The sequence below is a fragment of the Mesorhizobium sp. B3-1-8 genome (genome assembly GCF_006439495.1).
Lineage (GTDB): Bacteria > Pseudomonadota > Alphaproteobacteria > Rhizobiales > Rhizobiaceae > Mesorhizobium.
Window position 1 is genome coordinate 123402 of record NZ_VFTK01000011.1, and the last position, 25198, is coordinate 148599.

The 25198-nt window shown below is 65.4% G+C and carries 24 protein-coding genes; 17 read left to right on the forward strand and 7 right to left on the reverse strand.

Going from position 1 to position 25198, the window contains the following annotated elements; translation table 11 throughout:
• Positions 1–17 precede the first annotated feature (17 nt).
• Positions 18–1037 carry an LLM class flavin-dependent oxidoreductase gene (locus FJ424_RS12805; protein WP_140659068.1) on the reverse strand — a complete coding sequence of 340 codons (1020 nt, stop codon included), beginning with the start codon at positions 1035–1037 and terminating at the stop codon, positions 18–20.
• Between the two features lie 245 nt (positions 1038–1282).
• Between FJ424_RS12805 and FJ424_RS12810 the strand changes: the two genes are divergently transcribed.
• The 6 genes from FJ424_RS12810 to FJ424_RS12835 all read left to right on the forward strand — a co-directional run bounded on the left by FJ424_RS12810 (position 1283) and on the right by FJ424_RS12835 (position 7127).
• The gene (locus FJ424_RS12810; RefSeq protein ID WP_140659069.1) at positions 1283–2185 is read left to right on the forward strand and encodes a MurR/RpiR family transcriptional regulator; all 903 of its coding nucleotides are present in this window, start codon (positions 1283–1285) and stop codon (positions 2183–2185) included.
• Positions 2186–2270: 85 nt separating this feature from the next.
• Positions 2271–3275 (forward strand): extracellular solute-binding protein, encoded by a 1005-nt coding sequence (locus FJ424_RS12815; RefSeq protein WP_140659070.1) that lies wholly within the window; start codon positions 2271–2273, stop codon positions 3273–3275.
• Between the two features lie 22 nt (positions 3276–3297).
• Positions 3298–5094, forward strand: a complete 1797-nt coding sequence (locus FJ424_RS12820; RefSeq protein WP_181182193.1) for an iron ABC transporter permease — start codon at positions 3298–3300, stop codon at positions 5092–5094.
• On the forward strand, positions 5091–6134 hold the full coding sequence (locus tag FJ424_RS12825) for an ABC transporter ATP-binding protein (RefSeq protein WP_181182194.1): 1044 nt from the start codon (positions 5091–5093) through the stop codon (positions 6132–6134). The genes FJ424_RS12820 and FJ424_RS12825 overlap by 4 nt, the downstream gene beginning before the upstream one ends.
• A 25-nt stretch (positions 6135–6159) precedes the next feature.
• Complete coding sequence (locus FJ424_RS12830; protein WP_140647227.1) at positions 6160–6915, forward strand: COG4280 domain-containing protein; 756 nt, start codon at positions 6160–6162, stop codon at positions 6913–6915.
• The gene (locus FJ424_RS12835; RefSeq protein WP_140659072.1) at positions 6912–7127 is read left to right on the forward strand and encodes a hypothetical protein; all 216 of its coding nucleotides are present in this window, start codon (positions 6912–6914) and stop codon (positions 7125–7127) included. Before FJ424_RS12830 ends, FJ424_RS12835 begins: the two co-directional genes overlap by 4 nt.
• A 325-nt stretch (positions 7128–7452) precedes the next feature.
• Here FJ424_RS12835 and FJ424_RS12840 read toward each other — a convergent pair whose 3' ends face one another.
• Positions 7453–8085, reverse strand: coding sequence for an isoprenylcysteine carboxylmethyltransferase family protein (locus FJ424_RS12840; RefSeq protein WP_140659073.1), 633 nt, complete (start codon positions 8083–8085; stop codon positions 7453–7455).
• Positions 8086–8293: 208 nt separating this feature from the next.
• Here FJ424_RS12840 and FJ424_RS12845 point away from each other — a divergent pair, with 208 nt between their 5' ends.
• From FJ424_RS12845 to FJ424_RS12865, 5 genes are all read left to right on the forward strand, one after another.
• Positions 8294–8551, forward strand: coding sequence for a hypothetical protein (locus FJ424_RS12845; protein ID WP_140659074.1), 258 nt, complete (start codon positions 8294–8296; stop codon positions 8549–8551).
• Positions 8552–8569: 18 nt separating this feature from the next.
• Positions 8570–9367 (forward strand): hypothetical protein, encoded by a 798-nt coding sequence (locus FJ424_RS12850; RefSeq protein ID WP_246677228.1) that lies wholly within the window; start codon positions 8570–8572, stop codon positions 9365–9367.
• 200 nt (positions 9368–9567) lie between these two features.
• The gene (locus FJ424_RS12855; protein WP_042645381.1) at positions 9568–10245 is read left to right on the forward strand and encodes a winged helix-turn-helix domain-containing protein; all 678 of its coding nucleotides are present in this window, start codon (positions 9568–9570) and stop codon (positions 10243–10245) included.
• 39 nt (positions 10246–10284) lie between these two features.
• On the forward strand, positions 10285–11664 hold the full coding sequence (locus FJ424_RS12860; protein ID WP_140659075.1) for an ATP-binding protein: 1380 nt from the start codon (positions 10285–10287) through the stop codon (positions 11662–11664).
• A gap of 157 nt (positions 11665–11821) precedes the next feature.
• A complete protein-coding gene (locus FJ424_RS12865) occupies positions 11822–12076 on the forward strand; it encodes a DUF1344 domain-containing protein (protein WP_140659076.1) in 255 nt (84 codons plus the stop codon).
• Positions 12077–12134: 58 nt separating this feature from the next.
• Here the strand turns inward: FJ424_RS12865 and FJ424_RS12870 are convergent, their stop codons facing one another.
• On the reverse strand, positions 12135–13004 hold the full coding sequence (locus FJ424_RS12870) for a helix-turn-helix domain-containing protein (RefSeq protein WP_140659077.1): 870 nt from the start codon (positions 13002–13004) through the stop codon (positions 12135–12137).
• A 106-nt stretch (positions 13005–13110) separates the two neighbouring features.
• Between FJ424_RS12870 and FJ424_RS12875 the strand changes: the two genes are divergently transcribed.
• From FJ424_RS12875 to FJ424_RS12895, 5 genes are all read left to right on the forward strand, one after another.
• Positions 13111–14379 carry an ABC transporter substrate-binding protein gene (locus FJ424_RS12875; protein WP_140659078.1) on the forward strand — a complete coding sequence of 423 codons (1269 nt, stop codon included), beginning with the start codon at positions 13111–13113 and terminating at the stop codon, positions 14377–14379.
• Positions 14380–14553: 174 nt separating this feature from the next.
• A complete protein-coding gene (locus tag FJ424_RS12880; RefSeq protein WP_140659079.1) occupies positions 14554–15414 on the forward strand; it encodes a sugar ABC transporter permease in 861 nt (286 codons plus the stop codon).
• Positions 15411–16247, forward strand: a complete 837-nt coding sequence (locus tag FJ424_RS12885) for a carbohydrate ABC transporter permease (RefSeq protein WP_140659080.1) — start codon at positions 15411–15413, stop codon at positions 16245–16247. The genes FJ424_RS12880 and FJ424_RS12885 overlap by 4 nt, the downstream gene beginning before the upstream one ends.
• Before the next feature lie 11 nt (positions 16248–16258).
• Positions 16259–17344: a sn-glycerol-3-phosphate ABC transporter ATP-binding protein UgpC gene (ugpC, locus tag FJ424_RS12890; RefSeq protein ID WP_140659081.1), complete on the forward strand. Its 1086-nt coding sequence runs from the start codon at positions 16259–16261 to the stop codon at positions 17342–17344.
• Positions 17345–17402: 58 nt separating this feature from the next.
• Positions 17403–19436, forward strand: a complete 2034-nt coding sequence (locus FJ424_RS12895) for an aldo/keto reductase (protein WP_140659082.1) — start codon at positions 17403–17405, stop codon at positions 19434–19436.
• Between the two features lie 311 nt (positions 19437–19747).
• Here the strand turns inward: FJ424_RS12895 and FJ424_RS12905 are convergent, their stop codons facing one another.
• Both FJ424_RS12905 and FJ424_RS12910 read right to left on the reverse strand, forming a co-directional pair.
• The gene (locus FJ424_RS12905; RefSeq protein WP_246677230.1) at positions 19748–19990 is read right to left on the reverse strand and encodes a GIY-YIG nuclease family protein; all 243 of its coding nucleotides are present in this window, start codon (positions 19988–19990) and stop codon (positions 19748–19750) included.
• Between the two features lie 257 nt (positions 19991–20247).
• Complete coding sequence (locus FJ424_RS12910) at positions 20248–20676, reverse strand: Lrp/AsnC family transcriptional regulator (protein ID WP_140659585.1); 429 nt, start codon at positions 20674–20676, stop codon at positions 20248–20250.
• A gap of 152 nt (positions 20677–20828) precedes the next feature.
• On the opposite strand from FJ424_RS12910, the gene FJ424_RS12915 reads away from it, so the two are divergent.
• Positions 20829–21932, forward strand: coding sequence for a saccharopine dehydrogenase family protein (locus FJ424_RS12915; protein ID WP_140659583.1), 1104 nt, complete (start codon positions 20829–20831; stop codon positions 21930–21932).
• Positions 21933–22248: 316 nt separating this feature from the next.
• Here FJ424_RS12915 and lpdA read toward each other — a convergent pair whose 3' ends face one another.
• The gene (gene lpdA / locus FJ424_RS12920) at positions 22249–23646 is read right to left on the reverse strand and encodes a dihydrolipoyl dehydrogenase (protein WP_140659582.1); all 1398 of its coding nucleotides are present in this window, start codon (positions 23644–23646) and stop codon (positions 22249–22251) included.
• A 236-nt stretch (positions 23647–23882) separates the two neighbouring features.
• Positions 23883–25193, reverse strand: a complete 1311-nt coding sequence (locus FJ424_RS12930; protein ID WP_140659581.1) for a dihydrolipoamide acetyltransferase family protein — start codon at positions 25191–25193, stop codon at positions 23883–23885.
• Positions 25194–25198 lie beyond the last annotated feature (5 nt).

Here is a 25198-nt window from a genome sequence, read left to right on the forward strand (position 1 = left end):
TTGCGGTTTTCGCGACCTCACCGCCACCCCAGCGCCGGCGAGACGTGCTTCAGGATCGACTCGATGACATGGGCGTTGTAGTCGACGCCGAGCTGGTTGGGCACGGTGAGCAGCAGCGTGTCGGCCTCGGCGATCGCCTCGTCCGCCTTGAGCTGTTCCACCAGCTTGTCCGGCTCGTCGGCATAGGTGCGGCCGAACACGGCGCGCTTCTCCGGCTCGATATAGCCGAAATGGTCCTCGCCCTCGCTGCCGCCGAAATAGGCGCGGTCCATGTCGTTGACCAAGGCAAAAATGCTGCGGCTGACCGAGACGCGCGGCTCCCGCCTATGGCCGGCCTCCTTCCAGGCGGCGCGATAGGCTCTTATCTGCTTGGCCTGCTGGACATGCAGCGGCTCGCCGCTCTCGTCGAATTTCAGCGTCGAGCTTTGCAGGTTCATGCCGAGCTTGGCCGCCCATACCGCGGTGGCGTCGGTGGCGGCGCCCCACCAGATGCGGTCGCGCAGGCCGGCCGAGAAGGGTTCCAGCCTAAGCAGGCCGGGCGGGTTGGGGAACATCGGTCGCGGATTGGGCTGGGCAAAGCCTTCGCCGCGCAACAGGTCGAGGAAGATTTCCGAATGCCGGCGCGCCATGTCGGCGTCGCTCTTGCCCTCTTCCGGCACATAGCCGAAATGGCGCCAGCCATCGATCACCTGCTCGGGCGAGCCGCGGCTTATGCCCAACTGCAGACGCCCGCCGGCGATGAGGTCGGCCGCGCCCGCGTCCTCGGCCATGTAGAGCGGGTTCTCGTAGCGCATGTCGATGACGGCGGTGCCGAGCTCGATACGGCGGGTTTTGGCGCCCGCCGCGGCAAGCAACGGAAACGGCGAGGCGAGCTGCCGGGCAAAATGGTGGACGCGGTAATAGGCGCCGTCGGCGCCGAGCTCCTCGGCCGCGACCGCGAGGTCGATCGACTGCAGCAGCGCGTCGGCGCCCGAGCGCGTGCCCGATTGCGGCGAGGGCGACCAATGCCCGAACGACAGAAATCCGATCTTCTTCATGGTTCCATTCCTGCTGGAGCGGCACATCGACCGCTCGAACTCCCTGTTGCTCCAGCACATAGCCAGGGCAGTGGCGCGATACAACGGACACCGAACGGATACAGACCGTCAACGGGTAAGGCCCTCCAGCGCGCCGATCGGTCCCGTGATCCACGGCCGGCGTTGTCACACGGATGTAATGAACATTTCGGAGGGTCGGTGCCGTAGCGATTGCTACGAACCTTCCTGACGAATGGCCGACCATCATGACATCCGACGATTCCGCCGACCGGCAAAGCGCTTTCGACGATCGCGTCGAGGCAGCCTTCGAAACCCTGCCGCCGGCCGAGCAGCGCATGGCGCGTTTCTTCGTCGGCCAGAAGCAGGCGGTGCTGCTGGGATCGGCGGCCGAGATCGCCGCCCTTGCCGGCGCCAGCGACGCAACCGTGGTGCGCACCGCCCGCTCGCTCGGCTTCGACAGCCTGTCGGCGCTGCGCCAGATGCTGCTCGCGGACCTGACCGGCACGGCCTCACCCGGCAGGCGGCTGGCCCGCACCTTGCAAGAGACCGGCGGCGACAGCGCCGCGGCGCTGCGCCATGTCGTCGGCCTCCATGAAAGCGCGCTCGAGGCGCTGAAGCGGCCGGAGATGGAAGCGGCCTTCGCCAACGCCGTCGATCTCCTGGCCGCCGCCCGTCGCCGCCACATCTTCGGCATCGGCCCCTCGGGCGCCATGGCCGAATACGCGGCCCTGCAATTCAACAGGATCGGCCTGCCGAGCAGCGCGCTTTCCGTGTCGGGCGTAGCGCTTGCCGACCGCCTGCTGTGGCTGGAAAGCGGCGATGCCGTGTTGATGATGGCCTACGCACCGCTTTACCGCGAGGTCGAGATCGTCCTCGAGCAGGCCGGCCTGCATGACGTGCCGGTGGTGCTGATCAGCGACAATCTGGGGCCGCTCGTCTCCGACAAGGTGGCTGCCACGCTCCCGGTCCCGCGCGGCAAGGCCGACCACCTCGCCACCCATGGCGGCACCATGGTGCTCATCGAGGCAATGATCATCGCCCTGGCCGCCAAGGCCGGCGAGACCGCGTTCGACAGCCTGGACCGGTTGAGCGGCCTGCGCGGCGCGATCGACAAGGCATGGATAAAACGCGGGACGCGCAAGAAGTAAATGCCACTGACATAAAAATGTCAGCCAAAGAGGTATAATATACAATTGGCATTACTTTGCCTTCTCGAAACAACAGGAGAGCGAGATGACTATAAAGACAACGCTTGGACTTGCGTTGAGTTTGACGGTTCTATCCATCGCCGCGCCGGCCTGCGCCGCGGATCTGGTGCTCTATGACGCGCTCGACTTTGCCGGTCCAGTCGCCAAGGCCTTCCAGGCCAAGACCGGGCTGACCGTCGACATCGTCGAGCCCGGCAGCACCGGCGAGACGCTGGGCAAGATCGCCGCCGAGGGCAATAACCCGCAATTCGACATCGTCTGGCTCGACGGCTCCGCCGTGATGGAGCGCATGGCGGCCGACCACGTGCTGCAGCCGGTGCCGGCCGATGAATTCGACAAGATCGCCTGGACCGATCTCGGCAAGTCGCTGATCCCGCAGAGCCACGCCTTCCTGCCGACCGGCACCAGCACCACCGCGATCGAGGTCAACATCAAGAAGGTCAAGGCCGACAAGATGCCGAAATCCTGGGCCGACCTGCAGGGCTTCGCCGGCAGCGTCGCCGCCAAGGACCCGAACCTCTCCGGCCCGGCCTATCAGTGGCTTGCCGGCCTGTTCCAGACCAACGGCGTCGATGCCGGCAAGGAGCTGCTCGCCAAGACGCTGACCAACAAGTCGCTCTCGGGGCTCTCCAGCGGCGGCAAGGTCAACAAGGCGGTGCTGACCGGCGACGCCTCGGTCGGCATCAACCAGGACAGCGCCATCTTCTCCAAGATCGCCGCCGGCGAGCCTGTCGTCGCCGTCTATCCGAGCGAGGGTTCGGTCTCGCTGCCGCAGGGCCTCGGCATCAGCGCCAGGACGCAGCATATGGATGCTGCGCGCAAGTTCATCGAATTCGTCACCAGCGCCGATGGCCAGGCCGCGATGCAGAACGGCGACGACACCGACTTCTTCTACATTCCGATCATCAAGGGCGTGAACCCCAAGCCCGGCCGCGAGACCAGCATCGCCTACACTCATCTCGACGACGCGACGGCCTCGGCGCACGAGACGGAGTGGAAGCAGTGGTACAAGGAAAAGTTCGTCCAGTGACCGCGCTCGCCTGGCAATGACGATGGTGCAGAAATTCGATGCCGCCGGCGGCGGCATCGGCTCGAGCGGGTGGGCGCGCGGACGCCTGCCCGCGCTGGCGCGCCTTGGCGGGCCGCTGGCGGTCTATGCCGTCTTCGCTCTGTTGATCGGCCTGCCGCTGGCGCTCGTGCTGCTGCAGGCCGTGGTGCCTGGGCTGTTCGCGGTCGACGGCGCGCAAGGCCTCTTCAGCGCCGAGCCGCTCGCGCGCGTCTTCTCCTCACCCTATATCGCCGGCTCGATCCTGCATTCGCTGGAGCTCGGCCTGCTTGCGGCCCTGACGACAACCATGCTCGGCGGCGCCTTCGCCGTGCTGGTGCAGCGTTGCGATATCCCGCTGCGCGGCCCGCTTTCGCTGGTGCCCTGGCTGGTGTTCCTGACGCCGTCCTATCTGAAGGCGCTGGCCTGGGTGCTCTTGATGTCGTCCGGCGGCTACCTGGCGCAGCTTGGCCTTTTGCCGCCTTGGCTCGGCGCTTCCTTCTTCGGGCTGGCCGGCCTGGTCTTCGTGCACACGCTGAGCCTCTTCCCGCTCGCGGCTTTCATCATCGGCAGCGCGCTGGCGGGGCTAGGCAGCGAGCTGGAGGACGCCGCGCGCCTGTCGGGCGCCGGGCCGCTCAGGATCTGGCTGCGCGTCAACGGCCCATTGCTGGCGCCGGCGATTGTGCTCAGCTTCATCGCCACCTTCGCCGAAGTGCTCTCCGATTTCGGCCTGGCCTCGACGATTGCCAGGATGTCGAGCTTCGGCGTGCTGACCTATGGCATCTATGCCGCGGCGAGCGACTATCCCGTCGACTTCCCGGCCGCCGGCGCGCAGGCCCTGGTGCTGCTGGCGCTGGTTCTGCTCGTCGTCGTGGCCGACAGGCTGCTGCGCCGCCGCGCCGATCCGCGGTTGATTTCCGGACGAGCCAGGCCGGCCCGGCGCTATCGGCTCGGCGCCTGGCGCTGGCTCGCTTTTGCGATGGCACTGCTGGTCGCCTTCCTCGCGCTCATATTGCCGCTCGGCGCCATCGCGGTGCGGGCGCTCACCAGCACGCTCGGCCACGGTCTGGCGCCGGACAATTTCACCCTCGCCAATCTCGGCGCGGCGCTTAGCCCGCACACGGCGGCCAATGAAGGGCTGATGCGCAGCCTCTTTTATGCCGGCTTTGCGGCGGTCATCGCCAGCACGCTGGCCTTGCTGCTTTCGGCCCAGCTCGATCGTTCGAGCCCGGTCATGCGCACCGCGGTGCTTGGCCTGTCGCTCGGCGCGGTCGCGATCCCCGGCATCGTGCTCGGCTTCGGCTACATCCTGGTCTGGAACCGGCTGCCCGGTTTCCGCGACTGGCCGTTCCCGCATTACGGCGACGGCTCGCTGCTGGTCATGGGCTATGTCGCGGCGGCGCTGCCCTATTGCCTGGTCGTCATCCTCTCGGCCGTCGGCCAATTGGCGCCGAGCCTGACCGACGCCGCGCGGATCTCCGGCGTCGGCGCGGTCCGGCGTCTCATCTCGGTGACCTTGCCGCTGATCCTGCTCAGCGTCGTCACGGCCTTCCTGCTTACCTTCATCCGCACCGTGTTCGAATTGCCGATGTCGCAGATGCTGATCCCGCAAAGCGGTCCGCCGGCGCCGACGCTCATCCTGAAATTGTTCAGCCATGACCGCGACGGGCTGGCCTGCGCCATCGCGCTCGCCGCCATGGCCGCCGCCGGCGGCGCCGCGGCGTTGATCTGGTATCCGCTCAAGCGCTTCATTGCATTTGGCCGGCCGCAAGGCACTCCGGCCGCGTCGGGAGAGCCTGCATGACCGCTTCGCTCCATTGCGCCGGCATCTCGAAGTCGCTCGGCGGGCGCGCCGTGCTCAGCAACCTCGACCTCGCCATCAGGGCCGGTGAGGTGGTCTCGCTGCTCGGCCCGAGCGGTTCCGGCAAGACCACGCTGCTGCGCAGCATTGCCGGGCTGGTCGACCCCGACAGCGGCACGATCGCGCTCGGCGACCGTGTCGTCTGGAGCGAAACATCCGTCCTGCCCGCCGAAAAGCGCAGGATCGGCATGGTGTTCCAGGATTACGCGCTGTGGCCGCATATGACGGTGGCAGGCAACCTGTCGTTCGGGCTGCGCGCGCAACGGCTCGCCGAAGCGGAGATCGCCGTCCGTGTCGGCCATGCGCTGGAGGTCGCGCGGCTCGCACCCTATCGCGATCGCTACCCCTCGGAACTGTCGGGTGGACAGCAGCAGCGCGTCGCCATCGCCCGCTGCCTTGCCGCGCGGCCGGCGCTGATGCTGTTCGATGAGCCGCTCAGCAATCTCGACGCAGCGCTTCGCGAGGACATGCGCATCGAGATGATGGAGCTGGTGCGGCGCGAAGCGGCGACCGTCATCTATGTGACGCATGACCAGGCCGAAGCCATGGCCGTTTCGGATCGCATCGCGGTGATGCGCGACGGCCGCATCGCCCAGTTCGACACGCCGCGCGCGATCTACGAGCGGCCGGCCGATTCCTTCGTCGCCGGTTTCATCGGCGGCTTTTCGGTGGTGCCCGGCACCGTGCGCGATGGGCTGTTCAGCGTGCGGGGCGCCGCCGCCGACAGCCTGCGCACGCCCGGGGCGAAATCAGGCGACGGCATGCTTGTGGTCCGGCCGGAAGACGCGCGGCCGGCCGAGGCGCATCCCGGCAACCGGCTGCAGGGCAAAGTGCTGTCGAGCGCCTTCCAGGGGCGCTGCTGGCGGCTGGCGGTGGAACTCGGCCCGCAACGCGTCCGCCTCGACTGGCCGGAAGCGCCGCCGGTCGGCTCCTCACTGGCATTCTCGCTGCCGCCCGAACGCTGTATCGTTCTCGCCAACTGATGATTCCGAACTATAGGACGCCTGCATGCATGGCCTGACACCCATACTTTCCACCGTGACGGCCTCTTTCCTGGCCTCCTTCGTCGAGGTGGTCGAAGCCTTCACGATCGTGCTCGCCGTCGGCGTGACGCGCAGCTGGCGCCCGGCGCTGACCGGCGCGGCGCTGGCGCTTGCCGTGCTGGCGGCGCTGGTGCTGGCGTTCGGACCGCTGCTGGCGCTCGTTCCCATCACCGTCCTGCAATTCGTGGTCGGCGTGCTTTTGATCCTGTTCGGCATGCGCTGGCTGAGGAAAGCGATCCTGCGCAGCGTCGGTGTCATCGCGCTGCATGACGAGGAGCAGGCCTTTTCCAAGGAGACGGCGGCGCTGCAGCGGCAGGCCGACGACCGCCGCGCCGACTATCTGGCGGCCGTCGCGTCGTTCAAGGCGGTGCTGCTCGAAGGCGTCGAAGTGGTGTTCATCGTCATCGCCGTCGGCGCCGCGCATGGCCAGACGCTCTATGCCGGCCTCGGCGCGCTTGCCGCCTTCGTGCTGGTGATGCTGATCGGCCTCGCCGTGCACCGGCCTTTGGCGCGCGTGCCGGAAAACGCCCTGAAATTCGTCGTCGGGCTGATGCTGACCAGCTTCGGCGTGTTCTGGACCGGCGAAGGCCTCGGCGCCGAGTGGCCGGGCGCCGACCTCGCTCTGCTCGCCATCTTCGCCATTATTGCCGCCGCATCCTTCGCCATCGTGCGCTGGCTGCGCGGCGCCTATCCGACGCCCGCCGAAGGAGTCGCCCGATGACCATGATCCGTCTTGTCTTCAAGGAGCTCGTCGGCATGTTCGTCGACGACGGCAGCCTGGCGCTGCTGGCGCTGATCCTCATTGCACTGATCGCCGCCGCGGTGAAGTTTTTGGCGCTGCCGCCGCTCGCCGGCGGCTGGCTGCTTCTCGCCGGCTGCCTGGCAATTCTTCTGCAGAGCACGCGCCGCGCCGCGCGCGGCAAGGCGCGCTGATCGCCGTTCATTTCGGTGAAGCAGCGCGAACGCTGGAGGTTGGCGGAAGCCTCCCAACCTCGTCATTCCAGGGCGGAGCAGCCGCGAAGCGGCGTCGCGGAGACCCTGGAATCCATGCCGTGCCCTCAGCCGTGGAATGCAGCGAGGCAGAATTCTGCACCGTTGTGACGCTTCAAAGTAATGGCATGGATCCTATGGTCTGCGCGCGTCGCTTCGCTCCTTGCTCCGCCATAGGATGACGATCGCGATGGGCGCTTCAGACAATCTCAAAGCATGCCGCCTGCCAAGGCAAAGCATAGCCGCCGGCCAAATCCGCGCCGGAGACCTAATAAACGGTGAAAAGCGTCGGCAGGTCGCCGCTGAGGCGGAAATACTCGACCGCCTCGATGACCGGGAACAGCGCCAGGAAATAGAGCCCGTCGCGGAACGTGTTCCGCAGCGCGCGCGTCGAAAACAGCCACTGGGCCTCGTCGCGGTAAAGCAGCGGATTCGGCCAGAAGCGCGGCGTGCGGTCGGCATAGGCCGCGTAAGCCGCACCGAACTTGCCGGCGAGGTATTCGGCCTCCTTGCGCGCGGTGAAGCGGAAGACGAGGAAGCTCGCCAGCCCGAGCATCGCGGCGGCCAACACCGAGCCGAACATCAGGCCGATGCCGGCAGCGCCGACGGTCGAGAAGAAATAGAGCGGGTTGCGGGTCATCGAGAACGGACCGGACATAATCAGCTCGTCATTCTTCCTGCCGCCGACGAATAGGATGCTCCACAGCCGGCCAAGGAAACAGATCAGCACCATCGCGAACCCGATCGTCTCGACGATTTCGTGCCCGTCCGACCCTTCGGCCAGCGCCGGCTTGCTGAACAGGAGCAGGATGACGGCAAGCACGGCGGCCGCCTGCACGACGATCAGACGCTTGTGCTGGTCGAACGCCTTCGGCGCCGATTTGAGGGACGTATAGGCCATTCTTCTCACCGCTCCGGCGCCGACAGGGGCCCCGAGGCTTCTCTAGCTGTTCCGCCGCGGGAAGACGAGGCCCGATGGAGGTTTTCGGCCGACCTTACGAATTTGTAAGCGCGCGGACAGGCCGCGGTGAATTCGCCCGTCTAGCCTGACGATCGCCGCCAAACGCGATTTCGGGCGGCGAATGGATCATCAACCTCGGGATAATGTCATGAACAAATTTGCCGCTGCTTTCGCCTTTGCCGCTACCGCGATCATCGTTCCCTTGGCTTCGGCCGTTGCCGCTCCGACGCCTTGCGAGACCGCGTTGAAGGACCTGCGCGCCGCCGAGGCCAAGGCGACACCTAACGATGCCGACAAGAACAAGGTTTCCGAACTGGAGACGAAGGGCATCGAGCGTTGCAACGCCGACGACGACAAGCGCGCCGACGACTTCTTCGCCCAGGCCATTAAGATTCTTGGCAAGTAAGCGGCGGAGGAACCGGAAATGGATATCGCCATGACCGTGGCAAGCCACGCACACGAGTCCGAATTGAACCGCGTCCCGGACGTCGCCATCGATTTCTGGCTGATCAAGGTCATGGCGGTGACCATGGGCGAGACGGCGGCCGACTATCTCGCCGTCAATCTCGGCCTCGGCCTTACCGCGACATCCTTGATCATGAGCGGCATCCTGGTGGTCGCGCTTGTCCTGCAGTTCGCGCGGAAGCGCTACGTGCCCTGGGCCTATTGGCTCGCGGTCGTGCTGATCAGCGTCGTCGGCACCTTGGTCACCGACAACCTCGTCGACAATTTCGGCGTGCGGCTGGAGACGACGACGATCGTCTTCTCGGTCGCCCTCGCACTGACTTTCGCGGCCTGGTACGCCAGCGAAAAGACGCTCTCGATCCACACCATCTTCACCACCAGGCGCGAGATCTTCTACTGGCTGGCGATCCTGTTCACCTTCTCGCTCGGCACGGCCGCCGGCGATCTGGTGGCCGAGCGTTTCGACATGGGTTATCTCACCACCGGCGTGATCTTCGGCGGTGTCATCGCGGCGATCGCGCTCGCCTGGTTTTTCCTCGGCCTGAACTCTATCCTGGCCTTCTGGCTCGCCTATATCCTGACCCGGCCGTTCGGCGCCTCCTTCGGCGACCTGCTGTCGCAACCGGTCGAATATGGCGGCATGGGCTTCGGCACCACCGCCACCAGCCTGACCTTTCTCGGCTGCATCGTGGTCATCGTTCTCTATATGACGCTGAGGAACCTGATCGACGAAGACGAACAGGCCCTGCTCGACTAAAACGCTTCTCGCAAAAATGTGTTGCGGCCTTCGCTCCGGCAGCGCGTAAAAACAGATGGTTAGAGCAATTCCAGCAACGGGTGGCGCGGGATTTTCCGTCAGGAACCGCGTCAAACGAAGAGATAGAGACCGGCCAAGAAAAAGCCGCAGCCGGCGCTACCATGCCGGTGAGGTTGAGGCGGCAAGGACAGCACGGGGCGATGCGACTTCTGCTTGTTGAAGACGATCCGAGAACCGCCGATTACATCGTCAGGGGACTGACCGAGGCCGGCCATGTCTGCGATTTGCTGCGCGACGGCCATGACGGCCTCTTCGCCGCGACCCGCAACGCCTATGACGTGATCGTCGCCGACCGCATGGTTCCCGGCCTCGACGGCCTGTCGATGATCAAGGCGGTGCGCGCCGCCGGTATCCGCACGCCAGCCATTTTCCTGACCTCCATCGGCGGCGTCGACGACCGCGTCGAGGGCCTCGAAGCGGGTGGCGACGACTATCTGGTCAAGCCCTTCGCCTTTTCCGAGCTGCTCGCCCGCATTCATGCGCTCGGCCGCCGGCCGGCGGCGCAGGAGCAGAAGACGGCGCTGCGCGTCGCCGACCTCGAAATGGACCTGATCCTGCGCCGCGTGACCAGGCAGGGCCAGCCGATCGACCTGCAGCCGCGCGAGTTCAGCCTGCTCGAAGTGCTGATGCGCGGCGAGGGCCGCGTCATCACCCGCACCATGCTTCTGGAGCGCGTCTGGGATTTTCATTTCGACCCCAAGACCAGCGTCGTCGAGACGCATATCAGCCGGCTGCGGGCCAAGGTCGACAGGCCCTTCGACGTGCCGCTGATCCACACCGTGCGCAACACCGGCTACAGCCTGCATGTCCCGGCCTGATCTCACGGCCGCACGTGCGGGGCGACCCACCGCGATCGCATGAACGAGACACGCTCCAGCCTGCTGCGCAGCACGCCGTTCAGGCTGGCGCTGACCTTCGCCTTTCTGTTCCTGCTGGCCTTCATCCTGTCCGGCGCGATCGTCTATCAATTGATGAGCGCCTCGCTCGCCAGGCAGCTCGATCAATCGATCAAGGAGACCTATTCGCTGATCGCCGCGACCTATGCCGAGAGCGACGAGGAGGATCTCGTCTCCACGGTCAGGGACCATGCCCAGTTCAGCCAGGACAAGGACGAGATCTTTTCCCTCACCGACAAGGACGGCAACCGCCTTGCCGGGGATTTCACAGCCTCCGCGCTGCCGGACGGCTTTTCCATGTTCGCCGCCAATTTGCCGGGCGTGCCGCCCGACACCGAGTATCGCGCCTATTCGGGCGTGGTCGGCGACAACAATTTGACGGTCGCCTTCTCGCTTTCGGAAACCGAGGATCTGGAAAGGATCGTGCTGATGAGCTTCGGCTGGGCCACGCTCTTCATCACCGTCCTGGCGATCGTCGGCGGCGCCGTGCTTGCCTCGCGCGTCCAGCGGCGCCTCGACGGCATTGCCAGCACCATGGTCGACGTCTCGCATGGTCGCCTCGATGCGCGCATTCCGCTGATCGGCAGCGGCGACGACATCGACGCCGTCTCGGCCCAGGTGAATGCGGCGCTCGAGCGCCTGTCGGCGCTGGTCGACGGCATGCGCGAAGTGAGCGCCAACATCGCCCATGACCTCAAGACGCCGCTCAACCGGCTGCAGATGATCCTGGAATCGGCCGCCGACAAGACGGTGTCGGGCGAGGACGTCTCGACCGAGCTGACCGACGCCCGCGCTGAGAGCCAGCAGATCAACAGCACCTTCGACGCTTTGCTTCGCATCGCCCAAATCGAAGCCGGCGCCCGCAAGGCGCGCTTCGTCGATCTCGATGTCGGCCCGATCGTCGAGACCATCGGCGAAGTCTATGCCGACGTTGCCGAGGATGACGGCAAATCCTTATCCACTGGGATTATTCCGGGTACGAAATGGTATATTCACGGTGACCGCGACCTGCTGATGCAGATGCTCGCCAATCTGGTCGAGAACGCGCTCAGGCATTGCCCGCCGGGCACCGCGATCGAGCTCTCGGTGACCAGGGAAGGCAGCCACGTCCTCGTCCATGTCCGCGACAATGGTCCGGGCATCCCCGCCGAAGAGCGCGAAAAGGTGTTCCGCCGGCTCTACCGGCTGGATGCGAGCCGCACGACGCCGGGCAGCGGCCTGGGCTTGAGCCTGGTCAAGGCGGTGGCCGACCTGCATGGTGCGGCAATAACGCTCGAGGACCGCAACCCGGGTCTCGGCGTGACAATCAGCCTTCCGGCCGTGCGAGTTCCAGATGCCTGAGGCAGGCGGAGCCCGCGTCCCGGCCGCCTTACGCATTTGTATAGCCCCCGCCAGCCGCACGAAAACTCCGGTCTCTAGGCTTGTGCCGTTCCCGCCGGATCGGGAGCGCGGCCCGGCGAGGTTCGGGCCAGCAACCTCAGAGAAGAAAGGAAAGAAGATGAAAAAATCCGTCATCGCAGCCGCAGCGATCGTGGCTCTCGCCTCCGCGACCGGGGCCTATGCCAAGGCGGCCAGCGGCACCATCGCCAGCGTCGACAAGAAGGGCGATTCCTTCACGCTGAGCGACGGCAAGACCTTTGCCCTGCCCGAAAACATCGAGGTTGAGACCCTGAAGGTCGGCGAAAAGGTCACCGTCACTTATTCCGCCAAGGGCGGCAAGCTCTTGGTTTCGGCCGTCCAACCGGCCAACTGAGCCGACAAGCACGACACGCCGGCAGGGTTCTCCCTGCCGGCGACGCCATTCGGCGATGCTACCGCGCGGCGCCCGCCCGGCGGAAATCGGAAGGCGACATGCCGGCGAGCTTGCGGAAGGATTTGTTGAAGGCGCTGAGCGAGCCGAAGCCCGATTCCATGGCGACCCTCAGCACATTGGCGTCCTCATGCATCAACAGCGCCTGCGCGTAGCTCAGGCGCAGCAGATTGACATATTCGTTGAGCGTCATGCCGGTCGATTTCTTGAACAGGCTCATGGCGTATTTGGGATGGATGTCGGCGGCCGCCGCAATGGTCACGCAGTCGATGTCGTAGAGGAAATTCTCGGCGATGTAATCGCACATGCGCCCGACATTGCGCGAGGATTGCTGGTCGAAGGGATTGCCTGTGCCTTGCCCGGCGGCGCTTCCCGGCACCAGGCGGTAGGGCTCGAAGCGCACCCGCTCGAGCCTCAAGAGCAACTCGTTGACGGCGTGCTCGGCTCTGGCCGGATCGCCCGAGCGCGCATATTCGTTCCAGCGCCTGAAATTGTCGTTGTCCGACTGGTCGGTGGCGTTGGTCACCAGGGTCGCGCCGGTCATCAGCCGATGGCGTATGTCGGCCGGCAGATGCAGGCGGAAGAAATGCACCAGCGGCAGATGCGCGCCGGCATAGACGGCGTCGTCGGAGAGGTCGTCCATCTGGTGCGGCAGGCCGCCCCAGAACAGGCACATCTCGCCGGCCGACAGCGCAATCTCGTGCTCGGCCATGCGGTAATGCACGCTGCCTTGAACGATGAAATTCACCTCGACCTGGGCGTGCCAGTGCGGCTTCAGCATCACCAACGGGTGGTTGTGGAACATCTGCAAAACAAGCGGCAGTCCTTCGACGCTGCTCGCGCCAGGCTGGTAGAATGGACGCCCCGGCATCTTACTTTCCGCCAACTTCTTATTCCCTTCGTCGGGGACAAGCCTTCCGCGCCGCATAGTCTAGCCACGCTCACAGTGAGAGAGCAAATGAAATGGGAGGATTTCAATGCGCACTACACTGACCTGCGCCGCGCTTATGCTTGCCCTGGGCTCCGGCCCGGCCCTGGCGCAGTCCGGCGAGATCACCATCTGGAGCTGGAATATCGCCGCCTCGTCGTTGAAGGCGACGGTCGAGGGCTTCAACAAGAAATACCCCGACATCAAGGTCACGGTTCAGGACCTCGGCAACCAGCCCACCTATGACAAATCGATCGCCGGCTGCGCCGCCGGCGGCGTCGGCCTGCCCGATATCGTCTCGATCGAGAACGGCGAGGCGGAGAATTACTGGAGCCAGTTCCCGGACTGCTTCGTCGACCTGCACACGCTGGGTTACAGCGCCGAGGACCAGAAGAAATTCCCCGACTTCAAGCGCACCGAGCTCGAAGTCGGCGACAAGGCCTATGCGATGCCTTGGGATTCCGGCCCGGTGGCCGTCTTCTACCGCCGCGACTTCTACGAGAAGGGGGGCGTCGACCCGGCCTCGATCAAGACCTGGGACGATTTCATCGCCGCCGGCAAGAAGATCCAGGCCGCCAATCCGGGCGTGTCGATGACCAATGCCGATTTCAACGGCGACACCGAATTCTTCCGCATGATCTCCAACGAGCAGGGCTGCGGTTACTTTGCCGAGGACGGCCAGTCGATCACCGTGGCCGAGCCGAAATGCGTCGACGCCCTGACCAAGGTCAAGGAGATGAAGGACGCCGGCATCGTGTCGTCGGCCGACTGGTCGACCAAGATCACCAACAACGCCGCCGGCACCGTCGCCAGCCAGGTCTATGGCGGCTGGTATGAAGGCACGATCCGCACCGAATCACCGAAGGAGAGCGGCAAATGGGGCGTCTATCTGATGCCGAGCCTGACCGCCGACGGCCCGCGCGCCGCCAATCTTGGCGGCTCGTCGCTGGCCATCACCTCGGCCTCCAAGAACAAGGAGGCGGCTTACGCCTACCTGAAATATACGCTGGAGACCAATGAGGGCCAGATCACCATGCTGAAGGATTTCGGCCTGGTGCCCTCGCTGATCTCGGCGCTCGACGACCCTTATGTCGCGCAAGGGCAGCCCTATTGGGGCGACCAGGCGGTCTGGAAGGATATCCTGGCGACGCTGCCCAAGGTGGTGCCGAGCCGCGGCACGCAGTTCCAGAGCGACGCCGAGATCATCATGCGCGCCGTGCAGACCAAATATCTGGCCAGCGGCTACCCCGACGCCAAGGCCGCGCTCGACGACGCCGCCAAGCAGATCGCCGCCGCGACTGGTTTGCCGGTGAAGTAGGCGATTAGCACCTTCTCCCCTTGGGGGAGAAGGTGGATTGGCGCGCACCGCCAAGACGGGGTGCTCCAGCGGAGTGAGACGTCGGCTTTCCCTGGAACACCCCTCATCCGGCCGCTGCGCGGCCACGTTCTCCCACAAGGGGAGAAGGAAAAGACAAGAGAAAGGAGGAAGACGATGCGCACGCAGAACGCCACCGCGTACCGCTTCCTCACGCCTTACCTCTTGATCTTCGCCATCTTCTGGATCTGGCCGATCATCTCTTCCTTCATCATCTCCTTCCAGGCGACGCGCACCGTGCCGTGGCGCTTCGCGCCCGCCTTCAACTGGGGCCGCCTGATCGGCGACCCCGCCTTCTACAATGCGCTGAAGAACACGCTACTGATCCTGGTCATCCAGGTGCCGGTGATGATTGCGCTGGCGATCGTCATGGCGGTGCTGCTGAACTCGCCGCTGCTCAAGGCGCGCGGCCTCTACCGCTTCGCCTTCTTCGCCCCGGTGGTGGTCGGCGAGGTCGCCTATTCGGCCGTCTTCCGGCTGATGTTCAGCCTCGATTTCGGCATCGTCAACAAGCTCTTGAACAGCGTCGGCCTGCCCAAGATCGACTGGTTCTCCAACGTCACGCCGGCCATGGCGCTGATCATGATCGCCGTGACCTGGCGCTGGGCCGGCTACAACGCCATCATCATCCTGGCCGGCCTGCAGTCTATCCCCGAGGACGTCTACGAGGCGGCGACACTCGACCGCGTCAGCCGGCTGAAGCAATTCTTCTACATCACCTTGCCATTGCTGAAGCCGGTCATCGTCTTTTGCGCCGTGCTGTCGATCATCGGCACCATGCAGCTCTTCACCGAGCCGTTCCTGATCACCGAGCGCGGCGGACCGGGCGGCGGCACCGAGACGCTCGGCCTGCTGCTTTATCGCCAGGGCTTCCGCTCGCTCAATTTCGGCTACGCTTCCGCCGTCGCCTACACCATGGCCGGACTCGCCATCGCCATCACCCTGGTGCAGCTCTGGCTGATGAGGGAGCCGAAATGACCTCGCGCTCGCAGGCAAGGCTCGGGCGCGTCATTGCGCTGCATCTTTTCCTGACGCCGCTGGCGCTGGTCTGGCTGTTTCCGCTGTGGATGATGGTGGTGTTTTCCACCATGCCCGACAACGGCATCTTCAGCCCCGGCATCGAGCTTCTGCCGCACGACAATTTCCTCGACAATGTCGCCAACCTGCAGCGCGACACCAATTTCATCGGCGCCATCGGCATCTCGGTCTCGGTCGCGGTGACCTACACGATCCTGTCGGTGCTGCTCACCTCGATGGCCGGCTGGGCGCTGGCGCGCTACGAATTCCACGGCAAGGGCGCGGTCGTGGCGATCATCTTCGGCACCATCACGCTGCCCTACGCGGTGGTGCTCATCCCGCAATTCATCATGGTGGCGCGCGACTTCGCTCTGGCCAACACCTGGATCGCGCTGATCGTGCCGCCGCTGTTCAATTCGCTGGGCGTCCTCTTCATGCGCCAGGCCTTCTCGATGATGCCGGCGGAGCTGTTCGACGCGGCGCGCGTCGAGGGCGTCAAGGAATGGCGCATCTTCCTGTTCGTGGCGCTGCCGCTGGCCCGCCCGATGCTGGCGGCCTTGGCCATCATCCTCTTCCTCGCCTCGTGGAACAACTATCTCTGGCCGCTGCTGATCAACAGCCAGCCGGGCGCGATGACGGCGCCGGTGGCGCTCGGCACGCTGATCGGCCTGACCAAGGTCTCGTGGGGCGGCATCATGGCCGGCGCCGTGATGCTGACAGTGCCGATGCTCATCGTCTTCGTGCTGTTGCAGCGCCATTTCATCGCCGGCATCGCCGCCGGCGCGGTCAAGTAGGAAGGAGCGCAATGGCGGCCGTCACCCTCACCAATGTCGTCAAACGCTTCGGCGTCTTCGAAGTCGTCCACGGCGCCAACATCGACATCGCCGACGGCGAGTTCGTCGTCTTCGTCGGCCCCTCCGGCTGCGGCAAGTCCACGCTTCTGAGGATGATCGCCGGGCTGGAGGACATTAGCGGCGGCGACATCGCCATCGGCGGCAAGGTGATCAACGATGTCGAGCCGGCCGATCGCGGCATCGCCATGGTGTTCCAGTCCTATGCGCTCTACCCGCATATGACGGTCGAGCAGAACCTTTCCTTCGGGCTCAGGATGAACGGCAACCCGAAGGCCGACACCGATCGCCGGGTTAGCCGAGCGGCGGAAATCCTGCGCATCGACGAATTGATGCAACGCCGGCCGAAGCAACTCTCCGGCGGCCAACGCCAGCGCGTCGCCATCGGCCGCGCCATCGTGCGCGAGCCGCAGGTTTTTCTCTTCGACGAACCGCTCTCCAATCTCGACGCCGAGCTCCGGGTCCAGATGCGCGTCGAGATCTCGCGCCTGCACAAGGAGCTCGGCGTCACCATGATCTATGTGACGCATGACCAGACCGAGGCGATGACGCTGGCCGACCGTATCGTCGTGCTGAAGGCCGGCAATGTCGAGCAGATCGGCGCACCGCTCGATCTTTATGACGACCCGGCAAACCGTTTCGTAGCCGGCTTCATCGGCTCGCCGAAGATGAATTTCCTCAGCGCCAAGGTCGTGGAGATCTCCAACAGCGCCGCGACCATCGAGCTCGTCCATCATGGCGGCGCGCGGTTGCGCAAGCCACTCGCCGAAGCTTTTCCCGCCCTTGACGCCGAGGTCGTGCTCGGCGTCAGGCCGGAGCATTTCTTCGAGGCCGGCGAGGGCGATTGCGACATCCCGGTCAAGGCCGACGTCGCCGAGCATCTCGGCTCGGTGAGCTATGTCTACGCCAATGCCGGGCCGGAGGAGCTGATCGTCGAGCGCGAGGCCTCGCGCCAGCGCGCCAGCGGCGACCATTTCACCGTCTCGATCAAGGCGGAACGCGCGCTGCTCTTCGACAAGAAGGGCGCAAGGATCCGTTGACCCGCAAGTTTTCTTTGCCGGCATGCCAGGCGTGGCGGCGACCCATGGAGTATTTGATATGACATCCTCATCCACGAAAATCCGCTGGGGCATCCTCGGGCCCGGCAGCATCGCCAAATCCTTTGCCGGCGGCGTGGCGCAGTCGCGCACCGGCGAGCTGGTCGCGCTCGGCGCCCGCAATCCCGCCAAGCCGGGCCTCTCCGAGACCTTTCCGGGCGCCCGCATCCTCGACGGCTATGACGCGCTGCTTGCCGACGATGGAGTCGACGCCGTCTACATTTCGATTCCGCATCCCGGCCATGCCGAATGGGCGATCAAGGCTGCCGAGGCCGGCAAGCATGTCTTATGCGAAAAGCCGCTGGCCCTGACCGCCTTCGAAGCCGACGCCATGATGCATGCGGCGCGCAAGGCCGGCACCTTCCTCGGCGAAGCCTTCATGTACCGGCTGCATCCGCAGACGCTGCAGCTGGTCGAGCTGATCAAGTCGGGCGCCATCGGCGAGGTGCGCATGATCAAGTCGAGCTTCGGCTTCGCCATGCCGGGCTTCATGCCGGAGCACCGGCTTTACGCCAACGAGCTCGCCGGCGGCGGCATCCTCGATGTCGGCGGTTATCCGGTGTCGATGGCGCGGCTGATCGCGGGCGCTGCGATCGGCCAGCCTTTCGCCGAGCCCGACAAGGTGACGGGCGCCGCCCATCTTGGCCAGTCCGGCGTCGACGAGTGGGCTTCCGCGCTGCTGCATTTCCCCGGCGGCATCGTCGCCGAAATCTCCGGCAGCATCTCGCTCGACCAGGACAATGTGCTGCGCATCCTCGGCACCAAGGGCCGCATCGAGGTGCCCGATTTCTGGTTCGCCGGTGGCAACCGCGATGTCGGACCGGGCCGGATCGAGGTGATCCGGTCCGGGGCCGCTCGCGAGGTGATCAGCCTCGGCGAGACCCGCCACCTCTATTCCTTCGAGGTCGACGCCGCCGGCGAGGCGATCTTCGCCGGACGGCAGGAATTCGCCTGGCCCGGCATGTCCTGGGCCGACAGCCTCGGCACGCTGCGCGTCCTGGACAGATGGCGCGCCGCTGTCGGGCTCGAATACGAGATCGAGAAGCCCGCTAAGCGTGTCAACACCATTTCCGGCCGACCGCTCAGCACCAACGGCGCCGCCATCGGCAAGCGTGACATTCCCGGCCTGTCGATGCCCGTCTCGCGGCTGGCGCTCGGCTTCGAGGATTTCCGCACCTTCTCCTCCGGCTCGATCCTGCTCGACGCCTATTTCGAGGCCGGCGGCAATCTGTTCGACACCGGCTTTGTCTATGGCGCCGGCTACACCGAGACGCTGCTTGGCCAATGGCTCGCCAATCGCGGCGTGCGTGCGCGATCGGCGATCATCGCCAAGGGCGCGCATTCGCCGCTCTGTTATCCCGACGTCATCGGCAAGCAGCTGGCACAGTCGCTCGACCGGCTGCAGACCGACCATGTCGACATCTATTTCATGCATCGCGACAACCCGGACGTGCCGGTCGGCGAGTTCGTCGACGCGATGGATGCCGAGGCCAAGGCCGGCCGCATCCGCGGCCTGGTCGGCGGCTCCAACTGGACGATGCAGCGCATGGATGAAGCGATTGCCTATGCCGAAAAGCACGACAGGCAGAAGCCCGGCGCGCTGTCCAACAATTTCTCGCTGGCCGAGATGCTGGAGCCGATCTGGGCCGGCTGCGTCACCTCGTCGACCGACGCCTGGAAAGCCTGGCTGGCGGCGCGGCAGATGCCCAACTTCGCCTGGTCGAGCCAGGGCCGCGGCTTCTTCACCGACCGCGCCGGCCGCGACCGGACCGACAATGAGGAGCTGGTGCGCGTCTGGTATTCTGAAAAGAATTTCGGCCGCCGCGACCGCGCCATCGAACTGGCCCGAAAGCTCGGCAAGAGCCCGATCCATGTCGCGCTGGCTTACGTGCTGGCGCAGCCCTTTCCGTCCGTGCCGCTGATCGGCCCGCGCACGCTGGACGAGTTGGAAGACAGCCTCAAGGCGCTGGATATTGTGCTGACGCCGGAGGATGTGGCGTGGCTGGACGAGGGGCCGGAAAGGCGCAGGGCTTAGGGGATAGACCACGAGCAAGATGACGGGCGCTGCGTTCCTTCGCCCCCCTCTCTGCCCTGCCGGGCATCTTCCCCTCAAGGGGGGAGATCAGATGTCACGCCGGCTTTCGCCAATCACCAATGTTGCAGAAAAGACGCCGGCATCGAAGCTGCCAATCTCCCCCGTTGAGGGGGAGATGTCCGGCAGGACAGAGAGGGGGCCTCGCGCCGGCGCCTCCTTCGTCATTCTAGGGCGGAGCAAGGAGCGAAGCGACGCGCGCAGACCCTAGAATCCATGCCGTGACGGTTGAGCGCCGCCACGGTCCAGAACGCTCACCAGCCAATTCCGCGAAACAGCTCGAACCATTCCGGGTTGCTCTTCTCGATCAATTCCACCTTCCATTGGCGCGGCCAGCGCTTCAATGACGTCTCACGCTGGATGGCGTCAGTGACGTCGAAATGCTCTTCGTACCAGACGAGGCGCTGCACACCGTAATGGCCGGTGAAACTAGAGCCTTGGCCGGTCTTGTGCTCGGGCATACGGCGAGCAAGGTCATTGGTGACACCAATATAGATCGTGCCGCCTTTCTGTCATGTGGCGAGCTTACCTGGCGCTACTACCAACGGCTATTCTGGGTCGTTGCATTCTACGGCCAATGTCACGGCATGGATTCTAGGGTCTGCGCGCGTCGCTTCGCTCCTTGCTCCGCCCTAGAATGACGAAGGAGGCGTCGGCGCTCTACGGGAGGCGAACCCCCTCTGGCCTGCCGGCCATCTCCCCCGCAAGGGGGGAGATCGGCAGCTTCACCGCCCCGGGAACATCTGAGGCGTTGCTACCGATCCACCCTTGTCGACAAAATAATCGACGACGAGGTCCGCTCCACCCCGTCCATCGCGCCGATCTTGTCGAGCAGCGCGTCGAGATCCCGGATCGACGGCGCGTCGACGATGACGATCATGTCGAAATTGCCGCTCACCGAATGCACCGTGCGGACCGGCGCCATCGCTTCCAGGCTGCGCACCACCTTGTCGGCGAGCTTCGGCGTCACGGTGAGCAGCACATGCGCCTTGACCAGCCCTTGCTCATAGTCGGGCGACAGCCTCACCCCATAGCCGGCGATGATGCCGCGCTGCTCCAGCCGCTCGATGCGGCTCTGCACCGTCGTGCGCGACACGCCGAGCTGTCTGGCCAGCTCAGCCGTCGAGGCGCGGGCGTTGGCGCGCAGCAGGGTGAGCAGGGCTTGTTCGGCTTCACTGATCATTTCGACGAAACCTTTCGGCAGATCGCTCAAACTTCAGCTTCACATTGCCAGATTCCACGCTTCCTTTCGACAGGCAAGTTGCGAAGATTCTCGCCAATCGAATTGGCCAAATCAGGATTGGCCCAAATCAGGATAGGCAGGGGATATTGATCATGAAGAACATCGTTGTCGTCGGCGCCGGTAAGATCGGCTCGACCATCGCCGAAATGCTGAGCGCCACGGGCGACTATCGCGTCACGCTCGTCGACCGCTCGGCCGCCCAGCTTGCCGCCGCCGAACTGCCGGCCGGCGTCGAGACGCAGGAGCTCGACATCGCCGCCGCGGGCGAGCTGGAAAAGGTGCTTGCCGGCAAATTCGCCGTGCTGAGCGCCGCGCCCTTCCACCTCACCACCCGCATCGCCGAGGCGGCCGCCGCCACCGGCGTGCATTATCTCGACCTAACCGAGGATGTCGTTTCGACCCGCCGTGTGAAGGAGCTGGCGCGTGACGCCGACAGCGCCTTCATTCCGCAATGCGGCCTGGCGCCGGGCTTCATCTCGATCGTCGCCAACGACCTCGCCAGCCGCTTCGACACGCTGGAAAGCGTGCGCATGCGCGTCGGCGCGCTGCCGCAATATCCGTCCAACGCGCTCAACTACAACCTCACCTGGAGCACCGACGGCGTCATCAACGAATATTGCGAGCCCTGCGAGGCGATCGTCGAGGGCGAGCTGATCGAAGTGCCGCCGCTGGAGGAGCGCGAGGAATTCTCGCTCGACGGCGTTACCTACGAGGCCTTCAACACCTCCGGCGGCCTCGGCACGCTCGCCGAGACGCTGAAGGGCAAGGTGCGCACGCTGAACTACCGCACCATCCGCTACCCCGGCCACGCCGCGATCATGAAGGCGCTGCTCAATGATCTGGGGCTGCGCCATCGCCGTGATGTGCTGAAGGACATCTTTGAAAGCGCCCTGCCGGCGACGATGCAGGACGTGGTCATCGTCTTCGTCACCGTCTCGGGCCGCCGCAACGGCCGCCTGCTGCAGGAGACCTACGCCAACAAGATCTATTCCAAGCGCGTCGGCAACATCGTGCGCAGCGCCATCCAGATCACCACCGCTTCCGGCATCTGCGCCGTGCTCGACATGCTGGCCGACGGCTCGCTGCCGGCGAAGGGTTTCGTGCGCCAGGAAGACATCGCCCTCGACGCCTTCCTCGCCAACCGCTTCGGCCGCGCCTACGCCCAGCACGAGATGGCGAGCCGGCTCGCGAGCTGAGGGCGCCTTTCCTCTCTCCCGTCGATCGGGGGAGAGGTGTCGAGCGAAGCTCGACGGAGTGGGGGTCGACCTGCGCCGGCCGTTGTTATTTCAGCCGGGGCGATACCTCGCCTTGATTAGGCGTCGTAGCGAGTTGTCAGCGGCAGCGCATCTGAGCAGCGCCTTCCCCCACTCCATTCGCGGCGCCACCTCTCCCCCCTCCGGAGGGAGAGGAAAGGAGCTTGGCAGACTAAGTTCGCGCCTTTCCTCTCCCCCGTCGATCGGGGGAGAGGTGTCGAGCGAAGCTCGACGGAGTGGGGGTCGGCCTGCGCCGGACTCAAACATGCAGCGCGTGGCCGAGCGCCTTCAGCGCCGCTTCCTGGAAACCTTCGCCCTGCGTCGGATGCGCATGGATCGTGCCGGCGATGTCCTCCAGCCGCGCGCCCATCTCGAGCGCGAGACCAAAGGCTGCCGCCAGTTCCGACACGCCTTGCCCGACCGCCTGGATGCCCAGCACCAAATGGTTGTCCGCGCGCGCCACCACCCGCACAAAACCGTCTTCGCCCTGTTTGGTCATGGCGCGGCCGTTGGCGGCGAAGGGGAACTGGCCGATCTTGATCTCGCCGGCGAGCGCCTTCGCTTCTTCGGACGACAGCCCGGCGGTGATCAGCTCCGGATCGGTGAAGCAGATCGCGGGAATGGCGCGTTTGTCCCAGCTTCTTTTGTGGCCGGCGACGATCTCGGCCACCATCTCGCCCTGCGCCATGGCGCGATGCGCCAGCATCGGCTCGCCGGTGACGTCGCCGATGGCAAAAATGCCGCGCATCGAGGTGCGGCACTGGTCATCGATGCGGATGAATTTTCCCGCCCTGTCGAGGTCGATCTGCTCCAGGCCCCAGCCCTCGGTCAGCGGCTTGCGCCCGACCGTCACCAGGATCCTGTCGGCGGCGAGTTTGGCGTTCTTGCCGTCTGATGCCTCGACCAGCAGCGCGTCGCCCTTGGTCGACAATCCCTTCGCCTTTGCTCCTGTCATCACCTCGACGCCGAGTTCGCCGAGCCGCTTCAGCACCGGCCGGGTCAACTCGGCATCATATTGCGCCAGCACGCGCGGCAAGGCCTCGACCACGGTGACCTTGGCGCCCATCTTGGCGAAAGCCATGCCGAGCTCGAGCCCGATATAGCCGCCGCCGACGACCGCGAGCTTCTTCGGCACGTCGGTCAGCGCCAGCGCTTCGGTGGACGAGATGACCGGCCCGCCAAAGGGCAGGAACGGCAATTCGACCGGCGCCGAGCCGGTGGCGATCACCACCGTTTCGGCGCGGATCACCTGCGTGCCCGTCTCGGTCTCGACCTCGACGGTCTTGCCGTCCCGGAACGTCGCCCAGCCTTGCACGGTCTTGACCTTGGCCTTCTTGAGCAATCCGGCAACGCCGCTATTCAGCCGGCTAACGATCCCGTCCTTCCAGGCGACGGTTTTTGCGAGTTCCAGCGTCGGCGCGGCGACCTTGATGCCCAGCGGATCCTTGCCGCTGGCCATATGCGCGACCTTCTCGAACTCTTCCGCCGCATGGATCAGCGCCTTGGACGGGATGCAGCCGACATTGAGGCAGGTGCCGCCCGGCTTGCCTGCCTCGACGATGACCGTGTCGACGCCGAGCTGTCCGGCGCGGATGGCGCAGACATAGCCGCCCGGACCGGCGCCGATGACCAGCAGCTTGCAGGAGATTTCTTTCATGGTGTGGCCCTTCGATCCAAGGGAACGTTCCGTCGAGATCCTTCGCGCCCCCCTCTGTCCTGCCGGACATCTCCCCCACGAGGGGGGAGATTGGCAGCTTTGGTGCCTCGCTCATTCCCGCGGCGCTGGTGATTGGCGAAAGCCGGCGTGACGTCCGATCTCCCCCCTTGTGGGGGAGATGCCTGGCAAGGCAGAGGGGGGCGCTGTCCCGCCGGCATCTCGATCGTTCCGCCCCCTCAATCCACGAAGATCAGCGCCGGCGTCTCGAGCAGCGCCTTGATCCGCTGCACGAACACCGCGGCATCCCAGCCGTCGATGACGCGATGGTCGAAGCTGGACGACAGGTTCATCATCTTGCGCGGGATGAACTGCGTGCCGTCCCATACCGGCCGCACCATGATCTTGTTGACGCCGATGATCGCCACTTCCGGATAGTTGATGACCGGCGTGGTCGCGACGCCACCCATGGCGCCGAGCGAGGTGATGGTGATGGTCGAGCCTGAAAGCTCCTCGCGCGTCGCCGTGCCGGACTTCGCCGCGTCGGCCAGCCGGTTGACTTCGACAGCGCAGTCCCACAGGTCGCGCGCCTCGGCATGCTTGACCACCGGCACCACAAGCCCGTTGGGCGTCTGGGCGGCGATGCCGATATGGATGCCTTCGTGCTGATGGATGATGCCGGCATCGTCGTCGAACAGCGCGTTGAGATTGGGCTGCTCGGCGATCGCTTTGACCATCGCCCGCATCAGGAAAGGCAGCAGCGTCAGCTTGGGCCTTTCCGCCCCCTTGGCCCCGCGCTTCTCCTTGTTCAGCGTCGCGCGCAATTCTTCCAAGGCCGTGACGTCGATCTCCTCGACATAGGTGATGTGCGGGATGCGCGACTTCGCCAGCGACATCCTTTCGGCGATCTTGCGCCGCAGGCCGACGACCTTGATGTCCTCGACGCCGTCCTTCCGGGCAAGCCTGGTCGCGCGGGCCAGTTGCGGGCCGCGCGCGACGAACGCATCGATGTCCTCATGGCTGATGCGCCCGGCCGGACCACTGCCCGCGACCTGGCGCAGATCGATGCCGGCCTCCCTGGCGCGCAGCCGGACGGCCGGCGAGGCCAAGGGCTTTTCGCCTTCCACGCGCGGCGCGGCGGAAACGGAGGCAGGGCGCGTGGCCTTCGGCGCGGGGGCGGTCGTCTTCGGCGCCTCTGTCGGCTTTGGTGCCGCCTTCGGCGCGGCCGGCGCCGGCTTTGCCTCGGCCGGCTCAGCCGGCGCTTTCTCCTCGGATGCAGGCGCGGCGGCGGCCTTCACATTGCCTTCGCCGGCCACCTTCAGCCGCACGATCGGCGAGCCGATCGCCACCGTGTCGCCGATCTCGGCGCCGAGCCAAAGGATTTCGCCATCGACCGGCGACGGAATCTCGACGGTCGCCTTGTCGGTCATGACGGCGGCGAGGACCGTGTCCTCGCGCACGAGGTCGCCGACCTTGACATGCCATTCGACGAGCTCGGCCTCGGCGACGCCTTCGCCGACATCGGGCAGCTTGATGATATGTTCGCCCAACCAGG